The 13,212-nt window shown below is 64.4% G+C and carries 16 protein-coding genes; 10 read left to right on the top strand and 6 right to left on the bottom strand.

The features are described from left to right. Positions 1–1,059: an ABC transporter ATP-binding protein gene (locus tag PQR53_RS19295; protein WP_408457040.1), complete on the top strand. Its 1,059-nt coding sequence runs from the start codon at positions 1–3 to the stop codon at positions 1,057–1,059. 114 nt (positions 1,060–1,173) lie between these two features. Here PQR53_RS19295 and PQR53_RS19290 read toward each other — a convergent pair whose 3' ends face one another. Then, the gene (locus tag PQR53_RS19290) at positions 1,174–2,061 is read right to left on the bottom strand and encodes a LysR substrate-binding domain-containing protein (RefSeq protein WP_408457037.1); all 888 of its coding nucleotides are present in this window, start codon (positions 2,059–2,061) and stop codon (positions 1,174–1,176) included. A 113-nt stretch (positions 2,062–2,174) separates the two neighbouring features. Here PQR53_RS19290 and PQR53_RS19285 point away from each other — a divergent pair, with 113 nt between their 5' ends. Then, positions 2,175–3,095, top strand: a complete 921-nt coding sequence (locus tag PQR53_RS19285; RefSeq protein WP_408457034.1) for a DMT family transporter — start codon at positions 2,175–2,177, stop codon at positions 3,093–3,095. 66 nt (positions 3,096–3,161) lie between these two features. Here the strand turns inward: PQR53_RS19285 and PQR53_RS19280 are convergent, their stop codons facing one another. The 3 genes from PQR53_RS19280 to PQR53_RS19270 all read right to left on the bottom strand — a co-directional run bounded on the left by PQR53_RS19280 (position 3,162) and on the right by PQR53_RS19270 (position 5,282). Then, entirely contained in the window at positions 3,162–3,413 is a 252-nt protein-coding gene (locus tag PQR53_RS19280) for a Txe/YoeB family addiction module toxin (protein WP_408457031.1), read from the bottom strand. A 10-nt stretch (positions 3,414–3,423) separates the two neighbouring features. Beyond that, complete coding sequence (locus PQR53_RS19275) at positions 3,424–3,717, bottom strand: type II toxin-antitoxin system Phd/YefM family antitoxin (RefSeq protein ID WP_408457028.1); 294 nt, start codon at positions 3,715–3,717, stop codon at positions 3,424–3,426. 266 nt (positions 3,718–3,983) lie between these two features. Further along, the gene (locus tag PQR53_RS19270) at positions 3,984–5,282 is read right to left on the bottom strand and encodes an MFS transporter (protein ID WP_408457508.1); all 1,299 of its coding nucleotides are present in this window, start codon (positions 5,280–5,282) and stop codon (positions 3,984–3,986) included. 186 nt (positions 5,283–5,468) lie between these two features. Here PQR53_RS19270 and PQR53_RS19265 point away from each other — a divergent pair, with 186 nt between their 5' ends. The 8 genes from PQR53_RS19265 to mdcH are packed head-to-tail and all read left to right on the top strand — an operon-like array spanning position 5,469 to position 12,547. Beyond that, entirely contained in the window at positions 5,469–6,242 is a 774-nt protein-coding gene (locus PQR53_RS19265) for a GntR family transcriptional regulator (RefSeq protein WP_408457025.1), read from the top strand. A gap of 8 nt (positions 6,243–6,250) precedes the next feature. After that, positions 6,251–7,921, top strand: a complete 1,671-nt coding sequence (gene mdcA, locus PQR53_RS19260; RefSeq protein WP_408457023.1) for a malonate decarboxylase subunit alpha — start codon at positions 6,251–6,253, stop codon at positions 7,919–7,921. A gap of 2 nt (positions 7,922–7,923) precedes the next feature. After that, complete coding sequence (locus tag PQR53_RS19255; RefSeq protein WP_408457020.1) at positions 7,924–8,913, top strand: triphosphoribosyl-dephospho-CoA synthase; 990 nt, start codon at positions 7,924–7,926, stop codon at positions 8,911–8,913. Then, positions 8,901–9,215, top strand: a complete 315-nt coding sequence (locus PQR53_RS19250; RefSeq protein ID WP_408457017.1) for a malonate decarboxylase subunit delta — start codon at positions 8,901–8,903, stop codon at positions 9,213–9,215. Before PQR53_RS19255 ends, PQR53_RS19250 begins: the two co-directional genes overlap by 13 nt. Further along, on the top strand, positions 9,212–10,111 hold the full coding sequence (locus PQR53_RS19245; protein ID WP_408457014.1) for a biotin-independent malonate decarboxylase subunit beta: 900 nt from the start codon (positions 9,212–9,214) through the stop codon (positions 10,109–10,111). Before PQR53_RS19250 ends, PQR53_RS19245 begins: the two co-directional genes overlap by 4 nt. After that, positions 10,108–10,923 carry a biotin-independent malonate decarboxylase subunit gamma gene (mdcE, locus tag PQR53_RS19240; RefSeq protein WP_408457011.1) on the top strand — a complete coding sequence of 272 codons (816 nt, stop codon included), beginning with the start codon at positions 10,108–10,110 and terminating at the stop codon, positions 10,921–10,923. Before PQR53_RS19245 ends, mdcE begins: the two co-directional genes overlap by 4 nt. Further along, positions 10,923–11,615 (top strand): malonate decarboxylase holo-ACP synthase, encoded by a 693-nt coding sequence (locus tag PQR53_RS19235; RefSeq protein WP_408457008.1) that lies wholly within the window; start codon positions 10,923–10,925, stop codon positions 11,613–11,615. Before mdcE ends, PQR53_RS19235 begins: the two co-directional genes overlap by 1 nt. Next, a complete protein-coding gene (gene mdcH / locus PQR53_RS19230; protein ID WP_408457005.1) occupies positions 11,615–12,547 on the top strand; it encodes a malonate decarboxylase subunit epsilon in 933 nt (310 codons plus the stop codon). Before PQR53_RS19235 ends, mdcH begins: the two co-directional genes overlap by 1 nt. Positions 12,548–12,642: 95 nt before the next feature. Here the strand turns inward: mdcH and PQR53_RS19225 are convergent, their stop codons facing one another. Next, positions 12,643–12,963 (bottom strand): type II toxin-antitoxin system PemK/MazF family toxin, encoded by a 321-nt coding sequence (locus PQR53_RS19225; RefSeq protein WP_408457002.1) that lies wholly within the window; start codon positions 12,961–12,963, stop codon positions 12,643–12,645. Continuing rightward, entirely contained in the window at positions 12,957–13,205 is a 249-nt protein-coding gene (locus tag PQR53_RS19220) for an AbrB/MazE/SpoVT family DNA-binding domain-containing protein (protein WP_408456999.1), read from the bottom strand. Before PQR53_RS19220 ends, PQR53_RS19225 begins: the two co-directional genes overlap by 7 nt. Positions 13,206–13,212: the final 7 nt, after the last annotated feature.

Raw genomic sequence — 13,212 nt, 5'->3', positions numbered from 1 at the left:
ATGAGCGAACTTCGTATCCGCGGACTGCAAAAATCGTTCGACGGCCATCCGGTGCTGCACGGCATCGATCTCTCCGTCGAGCGCGGGACGCTGCTCGCGCTGCTCGGCCCGTCCGGCAGCGGCAAGACCACCTTGCTGCGGCTGTTGTGCGGTTTCGAACGCGCGGATAGCGGCAGCGTCGACATCGACGGCCGCCGCGTGGCCGGCGACAACCTGCACATGCCGTCCGAGCAGCGCCGCATCGGCTACGTGCCGCAGGAAGGCGCGCTGTTTCCGCACTTGTCCGTGGCGGACAACATCGTGTTCGGCTTGCCGCGTACGCAACGCCGCGCGCGGCATCGGGTGGCCGAATTGCTGGAGCTGGTCGGCTTGCCGGCGAACTTCGGCGAGCGCGCGCCGCAGCAGTTATCGGGTGGTCAGCAGCAGCGTGTCGCACTGGCGCGTGCGCTCGCGCCGTCGCCTACTCTGGTCATGCTCGATGAACCCTTCTCCTCGCTTGACGCCGCCTTGCGGCTCGAAACGCGACAAGCGGTGGCAAGCGCTTTGGCCGCGACGGGGGCGACTGCCGTCCTCGTCACGCACGATCAATCGGAAGCGCTGTCGCTCGGACACGAGGTCGCGGTGCTGTGGAACGGCCGGCTGATCCAGACCGCGACGCCGGAGACGCTGTACCGCCGGCCGGTGACGCGCGAACTTGCGTCGTTCGTCGGTGAAGCGGTGTTGTTGCCGGGCGTGGTCAGGCAGGATCGCGTGAACTGCGAGCTCGGCGATTTGCCGCTGTGCGAGCCGATGGGCAACGGCGCGGTCGATGTGATGGTGCGGCCTGAGCAGATCCGCCTGTTGCGTGCCGAAGAAACCATGCCGAACGGCGTGGCGTCTTATGATGCCGTCGTGCAGGACGTGATCTTTCAGGGGCAGGACGCGGGTGTGGCGCTGCAATTGCAATCCGGCGCGCGGACTGTCGTGCGCGCTCGCGTGCCAGGGTATCGGTCGCCGCGGCCGGGTGAAAATGTGCGGCTTGCCGTGGATGGCGAGGTAACGGCTTATCCGCGAGGTTGAGCGGCGTAGTCAGGCTGCAAGATTGCGCTTCACGTTCATGCCGCGCGTTTAAACCACGCAGCCAATCAGCGCGGCTGAGCAACGCCCTTCTGGGGCATGCCCATCGCAGCATCATCACGCCGCCGCCCCAGCCCCGCGCCCCGGTGTGCGCAGCGACAAATCCTGCATCATCTGCGCGGCCAGATAATCGCACGTAGGACGGTCCGATTTGGCGCTGCGCGCCACCACGATTTCCAGCGGCGCGATCTTCGGCAAGCCTTGCGCTTCGCCCAGAATCGCGAGCCGCGGCGGCACGCTGCAACGCGTGAGCGCGATCACCGAAAGCCCTGCATCCACCGTCGCCACCAGGCCCATCAGACTGGCGCTGCTAAAGGCCGCCCGATAGCGCAACCGCGCACCGTCGAGGGCCGCCAGCGTATGCTGGCGCGCGACACAGCCCGGCTCGTAAAGTCCAACCGGTAAAGGCGACGCCGCCAGCACCGGCGTATCCACCGACGCCCCAACCCACACCATCGGTTCGCTGCGCACGAATTCACCGCGCAATTTGCGGTCCCGCGTGACGAAGGCGAGATCGATCTTGTTATCGGCCAGCATGGGCGCGAGCGAGGTGCTCTGCGCGCAGACGATCTCGATTTCGACGTGCGGATACAGGTTCGAAAAACGCCGCAACACCGGCGACAGCAGCGACGACACGTAATCATCCGGTGCGCCCAGCACCACCCGCCCGGTCACCTCGGGACGCACGATCGCCGACCAGGCCTCCTCATGCAACGCCAGCACGCGCCGCGCGTATTCGAGCAGGGTATTGCCTGGCCGCGTCAGCGAGAGATTGCGCGTGTTGCGGGCGAACAGCGTGGTGCCGAGCATGGTTTCGAGCCGCTTGATCTGCATGCTGACCGCGGCCTGCGAACGATGCACGGTGATCGACGCCTTCGTGAAGCTGCCCGTTTCCACCACCGCGACGAAAGTGCGCAACAAATCGACGTCGAATTCGGGGTGCATGATTTATCAATCCAGCTTATGCAATTGCTCAATTTAATTCGTTTGTCGATGCCGTGCAAGCCGCGCAATACTCGTGACTCACCTTATGCAACCTATTTTCGGAGCCGCTTTGCATGTCCCTCACCCAACGTCAACAAGGCGCCATCACGCTGGCCAGCGGCGGGCTTCTGATGGGCACGCTCGGCATCTTCGTCGAGGAAGCGCGGCTTGGCGCGCTGACGCTGGTGTTCTTTCGCTGCCTGTTCGGCTTCCTCTCGCTCGCCGCCTACTGTGCGTGGAAGGGCTTCTTCACGCGCGCGCATTTCACGCGGCGCACGGTGACGCTGGCACTGATCTCCGGCGTGCTGATGGTCACGCAGTGGGTCGGCTTCTTCGATGCGATTCATCGCACCAGCATTGCGGTGGCGACCGTGGTGTTTCACGTGCAGCCGTTCTGGGTCGTGCTGATGGGCGCGGCGCTGTTCAATGAGCGCCTTGGTATCGACCGGCTCGGTTGGATCGCAACCGCATTTGTCGGACTCGTTCTGGCCTCGGGTGTCGCGGCTAGCGAGAATCTGCAGGGGCATACGAGCTACCTGATCGGGATCGGCGAGGCATTGGCGGGTTCGGTGCTGTACGCGAGCGTCACCCTGATCGCCAAAGGACTCGGCACTTTGCGCCCGCATCTGCTGACGCTCGCGCAATGCGCGGTCGGCGTGGTGTGTCTGCCGTTCATCGCGCCGCTCACCGCCGTGCATATCGGGCCGATGCAGTGGTTCTGGCTGGTCGGCATGGGCGTGCTGCACACGGGGCTGTCGTATGTGCTGATCTACGGCGCGCTGCCGAAACTGACCACGCCGATCATCGCCGTTTTGCTGTTCGTCTATCCGCTGACGGCGATCGTGGCCGATGCCGTGGTGTATGGGCGGGCGCTGTCGGTGCCGCAGCTCGCGGGCATGGCATTGATCGTGATCGCGAGCCTCGGGGTCAATCTCGGCTGGCCGCTGCTTTCAATGCTGCGTCCGGGCGGACGCGCGCGGCATCACGCTGATTGAGAATCCGGCGTACCGGTCGCGCGGAGCGGAGCGGCGGCTGGAACTGACTCCACCCGGTTTTCTGTTTCAGTCGTCGTAGTGGAAACGGCAAGTAATCACGTAGATCTTTCCGTCTCTCGGCAAGTAGACCAGGCGATCAGCAAGCGTGATACGTCGCGACCAGAACCCGCTCAAGCTCCCCACCAACGGCTCCGGTTTTCCAGTCCCGCGATAAGGATCGCGCCGACACTCCTCTAGCAACGTGTTGATCTTGCGAAAGACTTTTTTGTCAGTTTCCTGCCAATACAAGTAGTCACGCCACGCGTCGTCGGTGAACATAAAAACACTATCAGCCTTTGCGGCCTCCTCGTTGCGGCTTCTCTCTTTGTTCATCGGTCAGCAGTTCGCGCGCAGTCGCACCGCCGGCGTTCAATTGAGCGATAGATCTGGCGAGCCGCTGGGCATTCTTCGACGAGCTCAACAGATACAAGGTCTCCTGCATCGCATTGAAATCCTCGAGCGAAACCATGACCACATTTTCGCCACCCTGCCGGGTTATCAGCATGGGCGCGTGATCGCGGCAGACGTCGTCCATCGCTTGCTTAAAGCCGGCACGCGCCTCGCTGTAAGTAAGGACGTTCATTCGTTTTATCGATCTGAGAGGTTTCCCTCCAGTCGCTCCTGTCAAAAGTTAGAGACGATGCCACCGCCGAATTGACTTCCTGCACTGCGGGGACTGTCAGGGTAAGGCCGTGGTCCAGACGAAAAAGCCCATCTGCACCACGGCGATCATTGTACAGGTTACCGTACAAATCAACCAAGCCCAAAACGAGGGAGGAACACGTCGTCTAACCGATAGAAAGCATGCCTGCCGCCGCCCTCGCCCGCCACTCAGCCAAACGGCCAATCTCACTGCGGCAACACCTCCCCCTTGGTCTCCGGCGCAAACGGAATCACGAACAACCCGACGATAAATGCGAGCGCCGTCAACGCCACCGGCAGCCCGAGCGTATGCATGTGCAGCACGGCCGCGCCCAGCAGAAAGTTGACACCGGCGCCGACAAACCGCCCGAACGACGTGCAGAACGCAAACGCCGTCGCCCGTACGCGGGTTTCGAACTGCTCCGGCAGCCACAAACTGAACAGCGCGAAATTGCCGCCGAAGAAGCCCAGCACAAAGAGCCACGCAATAAACGGCGCGAGCCCGTTCGGTAAATAAAACGCCCAGCCGAAACTGCCCACGATCGACACCGCCATGCCGATAAAATAAATCGCCAGCGTCTTTTTGCGGCCGATGCGTTCGGCCAGCGGCGGCAGCGCAAGACAACCAAGAATCGTCGCAATCGACAACAAACCGGTGGCCAGCGACGCCGTCCTGATCGCGTCGTTCTTCGCCATGCCGGCCTTCGTCGCCAGCTGGATCACCGCCGATGGCTCGTACACCGCGCCAGCCCACAAACCGATGATCGCGATCGTCAGCAGAATGCAGGCGACCCAGGTACGACGCCGATACATCGGCCCGAGGATTTCGCGCAGCGGTTTGGCGCGCACGGCGCTCGCTTCCGCCTTCTCCCACTTTTCCGATTCCTTCACCCGCAACAGCACCAGAATCGCGACCACCACCGGCACCGCGCCGGTCAGGAACATCGCGCGCCAGCCGTAATGCACGCCGATCGTATAGTTGAGCGCCGCAGCCAGAAAGAAGCCGGCGTAGTAGCCCGTTTGCAGATAACCGGCGCCCATTTTGCGGCGATCTTCCGGCCACGCTTCCGCAACGTACGTCCCCGCCAGCGCCCACTCGCCGCCAATGCCGACACCGGCAATGAAGCGATAGATGGCGAGCTCCCACACGTTGTGCGAGGTCGCGGCAAGCCCCGTGAAAATGGCGAACGTGAAAATGGTGCCCGCCAACACCTTGGTGCGGCCGAAGCGGTCCGCCAGCGGCCCCCAGATGAACGACAGACCCCAGCCGACCAGAAACAGCGCGAACAGAATCGAACCGGCGAGGCCGACATTCGCGGGCGTTGCCGCATAGCCCGAACGCGGCAATAGCTCGGTCAACGCCGGCGTCAACACGAGTGCGTAGATGAACGAGTCCATCCCGTCGAGCGTCCAGCCGGCCCACGCTCCCCAAAACCCTGCGATCTGCGAACGATTGAGCGGCGTGCGGCGCCGCGCGACCGGCGTGCGGTCGGTTAGTGAATTCATCATGCTCCTCCGGCCCTACGGTTGATGTATCTGGCTTACTTGCCTGACGACGAGATAGCGCGCCTCTGGGTGAACCGATGTGCCTCGTACGAGGTTGGAAAGACACCGCAGGCCGCGAGTGCTGAAAATTTTCCGCGCTTTACCCTTGCTGTAACTCGCGCATTTTCATATATAATATTTGATATCATGAGCGACGCAATAGATGGTTTTCCCCTGGACGCCCCGGCGCGCAGCCCGCTTTTACCGGCTGCGGCGCCGCGTGAGAGCACGTCCCGCGTGATCGCAGAGGCGCTGCGCACGGCGATTGTCGACGGTACGCTGGCGCCCGGTGCGCCGCTGCGGCAGGACGCAATCGCGCGGCATTTCTCGGTCAGCGCAATTCCTGTGCGCGAAGCCTTGCGCCAGCTCGAAAGCGAGGGCTGGGCGAGAGCCGCCGTGCATAAAGGTGCGACTGTCGCACCGCTGTCGGCGGACGAAGCGCGCGAAATCTACGAGATTCGCTCCGCGCTGGAGAGTCTCGCCATCGGCCTCGCGATTCCGGATCACACCGCCGCCACGCTGCGCGAATGCACCAGCCTCTGCCGCGCCGCCGAGCGCGAGTCGGATCCGTCGTTGTACGTCGCGCGCAATGTGGCATTTCATATGAGCCTGTATGCACCCGCCGCCCGCCCGCAGCTCGAGGACATGATCGGCACGCTGCATCGGCGCGGCGAACGGTATCTGCGCCTGAAGTTCGGCTTGCCGTCGTACAAGGGTGAGTCGGACAATGAACACGCCGCCTTGCTCGACGCCGTACAACGCCGTGATATCCCCGCTGCGCAGTCGCTGGTCGTCACGCATCTGCTCGGCACCGGCGACCTGCTCCATCGTTTCCTGACCGAACGCGCGCAGGCGGAAGCCGCGCTTGCGAATCAACCCAAGCCGCGCGCCAGACGCACGCGCACCACCACTGGGAGCTGAATCCGCCGATGAACCGACCCGCCGAAGCCGCCCAGGCTTCCACCACCGCCCGCTCCTGGACCACGCGTCGCGACGAGAAGAACCGTCGCCTCGCGGCCATCGCCCCGTGGCTGGAAGACGGCATCCTGCCGACAAACCGTATCGTCGATGCGCTCGAAACGCTGATCCAGCCGGGCGACCGCGTCGCACTCGAAGGCGACAATCAGAAACAGGCCGACTTTCTGTCCCGTTCCCTCGCCAAGGTCGATCCGCAAAAGATTCACGACGTCCATCTGCTGATTTCGAGCATCGGCCGTCCTGAACATTTGACGCTGTTCGAGCGCGGCATCGCGCACAAGGTCGATTTCTCGTTTGCCGGGCCGCAGAGCTTGCGGGTCGCGCAGCTGCTCGAAGACGGCCAGCTGGAAATTGGCTCGATCTATACCTACGTCGAGTTGTACGCACGGATGTTCGTCGATCTGACGCCGCACGTCGCGCTGCTGTGCGCGGAAAAAGCCGACCGTCACGGCAATCTGTACACCGGCGCGAACACCGAAGACACCCCCACTATCGCCGAAGCCGCCGCGTTCCGGCATGGCATCGTGATCGTGCAGGTCAATGAGATCGTCGATGAACTGCCGCGCGTCGATATCCCGGGCTCGTGGGTGGACGTCGTCGTGCAGGCGGACACGCCCTTTGCCGTCGAGCCTTTGTTCACGCGCGACCCACGGCATATCGGCGACTTGCAGGTGCTCACCGCGATGATGGTGATTCGCGGCATCTACGAGCCGTATGGTGTCACGTCGCTGAATCACGGAATCGGCTTCGATACCGCGGCGATCGAATTGCTGCTGCCCACGTACGGCGAATCGCTCGGCCTGAAGGGCAAAATCTGCCGCAACTGGACGCTCAATCCGCACCCCACCATGATCCCCGCGATCGAATCGGGCTGGGTCGACAGCATTCATTGCTTCGGCAGCGAAGTCGGCATGGAGGCGTACATCGAGGCGCGCCCCGACGTATTTTTCACGGGCAATGACGGCAGCCTGCGCTCGAACCGCGTGCTGTGCCAGCTAGCGGGTCAATACGGCGTCGACCTGTTTATTGGCTCGACCTTGCAGATCGACGCGGACGCGAATTCGTCGACGGTTACACGCGGCCGCCTCGCCGGTTTCGGCGGTGCGCCGAACATGGGTCACGATCCGCGCGGCCGGCGTCATTCGAGCGAAGCCTGGCTCAAGCTGCTGAAGGATCAGGGTCCGGTCTCACGTGGGCAGAAGCTGGTCGTGCAGATGGCCGAGACCTACAAGAAAGGCGGCGAGCCGACCTTCGTCGATGAACTCGATGCAGTCGCCGTCGGTGCGAAGAGCGGCATGCCGATCGCGCCCGTGATGATCTACGGCGACGACGTGAGCCATGTCGTCACCGAGGAAGGCATTGCATATCTGCATAAAGCAGAAGGCATCGACGAGCGCCGCGCGGCGGTGGCCGCGGTGGCCGGCGTGACGCCGATCGGGCTGCGCGCCAAGCCGGAGAAGACGGCCGAGTTGCGCCGGCGCGGCATTGTCGCGTATCCGGAAGATCTCGGCATTCGACGTGGCGAAGCCAAGCGCTCGCTGCTGGCGGCACGCAGCATCGATGACCTGGTGACGTGGTCGGGCGGACTGTACGAGCCGCCGGCACGCTTCAGGAGCTGGTAACGATGGGCTCGCGCGAAGCTTTGCTCGAGCGTGCCGTCGGCGCCGCGGTCACGGCACAGCCAGCCCTGTCCGATGTCCAGTCCGCCCGTTACGCGGTCACCGCGCTGATCGAAGAAGCGCAACTCACGCCGAAACCCGCGCTGGTCGACCGGCGCGGCAGCGGTGCGCATCGCGACCTCGATCTCGCCATCATGCTGCGCTCGGCACATGCGCTCGAACCGACCTTCGCGGCGCTCGCGCACACAGCGCGCCGCCGTGGCGAGCCATCCGCGCTGTTGCGCGCTGAACTCGCGCAGATCGGCCGCGCCGGCGAGCAGGCCATGCTGCATGCCACGGGCGGCAGCAACGCACATCGCGGCGCGATCTGGATCGTCGGCCTGCTGGTGGCGGGGGCCTCGATGCCAGGCGGTGCCTCCGTGCAAGGCGGCCCCTCGCTGTTAGCCGGTGCCTCGATGCGAGACGTCTCCATGCCAGGCGCTACCGCGCATGCGAACGCGTCGCACGTGTGCATGCTCGCCGCGCAAATTGCCTGCTTCCCGGATCGCTTCGCCGCGCCCGCCGACAGTCACGGCGAGCGCGCGCGGCAGCGCTATCAGGTAGGCGGAGCGCGCCGCGAGGCACAAGATGGTTTCCCGCACGTCATCGATATCGGTTTGCCCGCGTTGCTCGCGGCGCGAGCCAGCGGCGTCGACGAAAACGCTGCGCGCCTCGACGCCTTGCTGTCGATCATGGCCTCGCTGGACGATACCTGCCTGCTGCATCGCGCGGGTTTGCCTGGCTTGCACGCTGCGCAACATGGCGCGCGCCGCGTGCTGGAAAACGGCGGGAGCTCGACGCGGGACGGGCACGCCGCACTCGCCGCACTCGAGCACGAATTGCTGTCGCTCAACGCATCCCCCGGCGGCGCAGCCGATCTGCTCGCCGCCACCCTCTTTCTCGACATGCTGGCGCATCACGACGCCGGCGGGAGTTCAGCCTCATGGAACATCTGACCTTCGACTATCCGGCGCAACGCGCTGTCACGACCCGCGCGCATGTCGGCGTGGTCGGTTCGGGCGATCTGGAAGTGCTGCTGTCGCCTTCGGCTAACGCCGGCGCGCTGAACGCGCATGTGGTCGTGCGCACCAGCGTCGACGGCTACAGCCACATCTGGAAGAGCGTGCTCGACCGCTTCTTCACGCGCTATGACGGCGCGGCGCAAATCGAAATCAACGACTTCGGCGCGACCCCCGGCGTCGTGGCGCTGCGGCTCGCGGAGGCCATCGAAGCGGCAGAACAGGGAGACGACGCATGAACACCATCGACGCCGCACGTCCCGCGCCAATGCTGCGCGAAAGTTTCATCGAACTGCCGGCGCGCGAACGCGCCCGCTCGCTGCTCGACGCGGGCACGTTCCGCGAACTGCTCGGACCGTTCGACAAGATCGAGTCGCCGTGGCTGCCGCTGCAAGGTGTCGTCTGCCAGGCGGATGACGGCTGCGTGATCGCGCGCGGCACCATTGACGGCGAGCCGGCCGTGGTCGCCGCGATCGAGTCCGCGTTCCAGGGCGGCAGCATCGGCGAAGTGTCGGGCAGCAAGATCGCCGCCGCGCTCGAAATGGCGCTGCGGGACTGCGAGCGCGGCAAGATCGTCCGCCCGGTCGTGCTGTTCGAAACCGGCGGCGTCAGGCTTCAGGAAGCCAATCTGGGCCTTGCGGTAATCGCCGAGATGCAGGCCGCGATCGTCGCGCTGCGCAGGTATGTGCCGGTGGTCGGCGTGATTGCGGGGATGGTCGGCTGCTTCGGCGGCATGTCGCTGGCGGCGGCCCTGTGCTCGTATCTCGTCGTGACGAAGCAAGGGCGGCTCGGCATGAACGGCCCCGAGGTGATCGAACAGGAAGCCGGTATCGAAGAACTCGACGCGAGCGATCGCCGCCGCGTGTGGCAATTGATCGGCGGCGAACAACGGGCGGCAACCGCGCTCGCCGATCAACTGGTCGACGACGATGCCAACGCGGTGCGCGCCGCCGTGCGCTCGGCATTCACGCAAGGCGTGCCGGCTGCGCATCGCAGCGAACAGGTCGACACGTTCCTCGACCGGCTCGCGCGAATCGACCCGGCCAGCGTCACGCCGGAAACAATGCGTGACGTGTTCAACCCGGCTTACAACCCGGCGCAAAACCCGCAAATCTCCGGCAAGGAGCAGGCATGAACGACATCACTCTCAGCCGCGGCGCGCGCTGGTTCCACGCGCTCGCCGGCGAGCCATCCGGCAACGCGCCCGTATGGAGCGGCGATGCGACGCTCGGCGGCGAGACCGCGCGCTTCATTGCGGTCGTCCCCGATCCCGACAACCGCTTTCCGCGCGCGACCGATAATGTGGTCGGTCTCGAACAGGGCTGGCAGCTCGCACGCGCCGTACGCGAGACCATTGCGCAGGACGCGAAGAGCGAGACGCGCCGCCCGATCCTCGCGATCGTCGATGTCAAAAGTCAGGCGTACGGCTATCGCGAGGAAATGCTCGGCATTCACCTCGCCTGCGCCGCCGCGGTCGACGCCTATGCGTCGGCGCGTGACGCCGGCCACCCGGTCATCGCGCTGATCGTCGGACCCGCCATGTCGGGCGCATTCCTCGCGCACGGCTATCAGGCCAACCGCATCGTCGCGCTCGACGCGCCCGGCACGATGGTCCACGCCATGGGCAAGGAAGCGGCCGCACGGGTCACGCGCCGCACCGTCGAAGCACTCGACGCGCTCGGCGAAACCATTGTGCCGATGTCGTACTCGATGACATCGTTCGCCAAACTCGGCCTGCTCGATCAACTGATCACAGGCGTCGACGCCGATGCGCCGGATGCCGCGCAAATCGAGCACGTGCGTCAGGTGTTGAGCAAGCAGATTCAGAGCGCACGCGATGGCAAACCCGGTCTGTCGCATCGTCTGGAATCGGCTGCGGCTCAAAAGAATCGCGCAGCGTCGATCGAAGTGCGACGCCGTCTCGCTGAACAATGGGATGCCGTGTAATGCAGGTCTGCGCAGCGCCGCCGTTTGCAGCCGATCACGCGTTGTCGTGCGATACGCGCTGGCAGCCGCATGACCTGTTGCGCCTGCGCTGTCTGCGGCAATTTGAGGGCGAACCGGCGTGGGCTCGCGCGTCTTTCGAGCGCGCGCCATATGCCGTGGTCAGACGCGCGCTGGCCGCCGACGGCTTCATGGCGATTGGCTTGCGTGGTGTGGAGCGCTCGCAGCGTTACGGCACGTGGGCGCATCGGGACGATATTGAAACCGCCGTGCCGCCGGAAGCGTTGGTGCTCCGCAACCCGCTTGCGGAACGCGAGGCGTTGCCGGCTTTCACGGCCCTCGCCACATTGCAAAGCGACACGGCCGGCGCGTTGGTTGAATTCGTCTGGGGACCGACCGGCAGCACAGGCTTTGAACTGGCCACTCGGGCGCCCACGGTCACGCGCGCGAGTGACCTCGATCTGCTGATCCGCACGCCGGAAAAGCTCTCGCACGCGAGCGCCGTTCAATTGCTGGATTATCTGCAAACAATCGCGCAACGCGCCGGCATTCGCGTGGATGCGCAACTGGAAACACCCGCGGGCGGCGTTGCGCTGGCCGAGTGGGCCGCGGACAAAGCACGCGTGATGGTACGCCACGCTCGCGGCCCGCAGCTCATGGTCGATCCGTGGGCACCTCTTCACGGCAATACCTGATGCTGGCCCTCCTGTTTCCCGGCCAGGGCGCCCAGTCGGACGGATTCCTGCACCGTCTGCCGCAGCACCAGGCTGTGCGCGAAACGCTCGACGAAGCGTCTCAGGTTCTCGGCACCGACGTACTCACACTCGACACGCCAGATTCGCTGAGCTCGACCGTCGCCGTTCAGATCGGCTTGACGGTCGCGGGCGTGGCGATCGCGCGCGCACTCGCAGAAGAACAGCTCACGCCGGGCGTCAGCGCGGGTTTGTCCGTAGGCGCGTATGCGGCGGCGGTCAGTTGCGGCGCGGTTCGCTTTGACGACGCGCTGAAGATGGTTCGTAAGCGCGCCGAGTTGATGGAGACAGCGTATCCGTCCGGCTACGGTCTTGCGGCCATATCGGGTTTGACCGAACACCAACTGGAAACACTCGCCGGGAAGCACGCGGAGGCGAACAATCAACGTGTGTATATCGGCAATGTGAATGCGCCACGTCAGGTCGTCATGGCGGGTGCGAACACCGCGCTGGACGCATTCATGGAGCGCGCGCTCGCAGCGGGCGCTCGCAGGGCCACCCGTCTCGCCGTAAGCGTGCCGTCGCATTGCGAACTGCTCTCACATGCCACAGACGAGCTGGTTGTGTACGCACAGGATGTGCCTTTTCATGTGCCTCAAAGCACCTATATCGGCAACCGCGGCGGTCGGCCTTTGTACACGGCTCAGGCGATTCGCGACGATCTCACGACCAATATGCGCTACACCGTGCGCTGGTTCGACGCGCTCACCGTCATGCAGGAAATGGGCGCCCACGTGCTGATCGAAGCGCCGCCGGGCCAGGTGTTGACGGACCTCACGCGTGATAATTTTCCGGACACGATCGCGCTTGCTGCGAGTACCTTCTCGTTCGACCAACTCGTGGCGACTGCCCGGCGGCGCCTCGGCGCTGCTTGAGTACGCGGATTGAATGCGCAGATTGAGCGTCCGGATTCAGCACCGCGATTGAGCACCACTACGCCACCACTTCGGCCTACGCTCCCTGCCGTCCTTCACTCGACGAAGATTTCCTGCAACGTCGACAACGCATTCGATAGCGCCGTATCCGATACGGAGCCCGCACGCTTTACAAGCCGCGTCTTGTCTACCGTGCGAATCTGATCGAGCAGGATCAAACCTTTCTTGCGCAAGAAAGTGAGCGGGATGCGAAAAGGCGCCGCCCGGCCGGCCGTGGTCATTGGCGCGACGATCACCGTGCGCAGGTGATCATGCAATTCACCCGGCGAAACAACGACGCATGGCCGCGTTTTCTGAATCTCGCTGCCGACGGTTGGATCCATCGCGACAAGCCAGACTTCGCCGCGCGCTACCACTCGAGCCCCGCGTCATCGGCATTGGAAAACTCGCCCATCACCAGCGCGTCGTCTTTGGACGCCGCCAACGAACGGCTCGCGTCAGCCCACCCCGTACGCGCTTTTTTCTGGGGACGCCGTATCACGAGGGCGTTCCCTTCCACTTGCATATCCACTTCGTCCTCCAGCCCAAGTTGGGTCAAGATAGGTTTCGGAATCAGTACACCATGGGAGTTACCCATTCTGCGGATGGTCGTTTTCATGGCAGCA

The sequence above is a fragment of the Paraburkholderia fungorum genome (assembly GCF_046027605.1).
Classification (GTDB): domain Bacteria; phylum Pseudomonadota; class Gammaproteobacteria; order Burkholderiales; family Burkholderiaceae; genus Paraburkholderia; species Paraburkholderia fungorum_F.
Note: the sequence above shows the minus strand (reverse complement) of the source record. Positions and strands in the feature narration are given on the sequence as shown.

What these genes read in the sequence shown, in the direction of transcription:
- PQR53_RS19245 (WP_408457014.1), top strand. Translation starts at nt 9,212, where the DNA reads ATGAACACCATCGACGCCGCACGTCCCGCGCCAATGCTGCGCGAAAGT.
- mdcE (WP_408457011.1), top strand. Translation starts at nt 10,108, where the DNA reads ATGAACGACATCACTCTCAGCCGCGGCGCGCGCTGGTTCCACGCGCTC.
- PQR53_RS19220 (WP_408456999.1), bottom strand. Translation starts at nt 13,205, where the DNA reads ATGAAAACGACCATCCGCAGAATGGGTAACTCCCATGGTGTACTGATT.
- PQR53_RS19285 (WP_408457034.1), top strand. Translation starts at nt 2,175, where the DNA reads ATGTCCCTCACCCAACGTCAACAAGGCGCCATCACGCTGGCCAGCGGC.
- PQR53_RS19270 (WP_408457508.1), bottom strand. Translation starts at nt 5,282, where the DNA reads ATGAATTCACTAACCGACCGCACGCCGGTCGCGCGGCGCCGCACGCCG.
- PQR53_RS19280 (WP_408457031.1), bottom strand. Translation starts at nt 3,413, where the DNA reads ATGTTCACCGACGACGCGTGGCGTGACTACTTGTATTGGCAGGAAACT.
- PQR53_RS19255 (WP_408457020.1), top strand. Translation starts at nt 7,924, where the DNA reads ATGGGCTCGCGCGAAGCTTTGCTCGAGCGTGCCGTCGGCGCCGCGGTC.
- PQR53_RS19275 (WP_408457028.1), bottom strand. Translation starts at nt 3,717, where the DNA reads ATGAACGTCCTTACTTACAGCGAGGCGCGTGCCGGCTTTAAGCAAGCG.
- mdcA (WP_408457023.1), top strand. Translation starts at nt 6,251, where the DNA reads ATGAACCGACCCGCCGAAGCCGCCCAGGCTTCCACCACCGCCCGCTCC.
- PQR53_RS19290 (WP_408457037.1), bottom strand. Translation starts at nt 2,061, where the DNA reads ATGCACCCCGAATTCGACGTCGATTTGTTGCGCACTTTCGTCGCGGTG.
- mdcH (WP_408457005.1), top strand. Translation starts at nt 11,615, where the DNA reads ATGCTGGCCCTCCTGTTTCCCGGCCAGGGCGCCCAGTCGGACGGATTC.
- PQR53_RS19250 (WP_408457017.1), top strand. Translation starts at nt 8,901, where the DNA reads ATGGAACATCTGACCTTCGACTATCCGGCGCAACGCGCTGTCACGACC.
- PQR53_RS19265 (WP_408457025.1), top strand. Translation starts at nt 5,469, where the DNA reads ATGAGCGACGCAATAGATGGTTTTCCCCTGGACGCCCCGGCGCGCAGC.
- PQR53_RS19235 (WP_408457008.1), top strand. Translation starts at nt 10,923, where the DNA reads ATGCAGGTCTGCGCAGCGCCGCCGTTTGCAGCCGATCACGCGTTGTCG.
- PQR53_RS19295 (WP_408457040.1), top strand. Translation starts at nt 1, where the DNA reads ATGAGCGAACTTCGTATCCGCGGACTGCAAAAATCGTTCGACGGCCAT.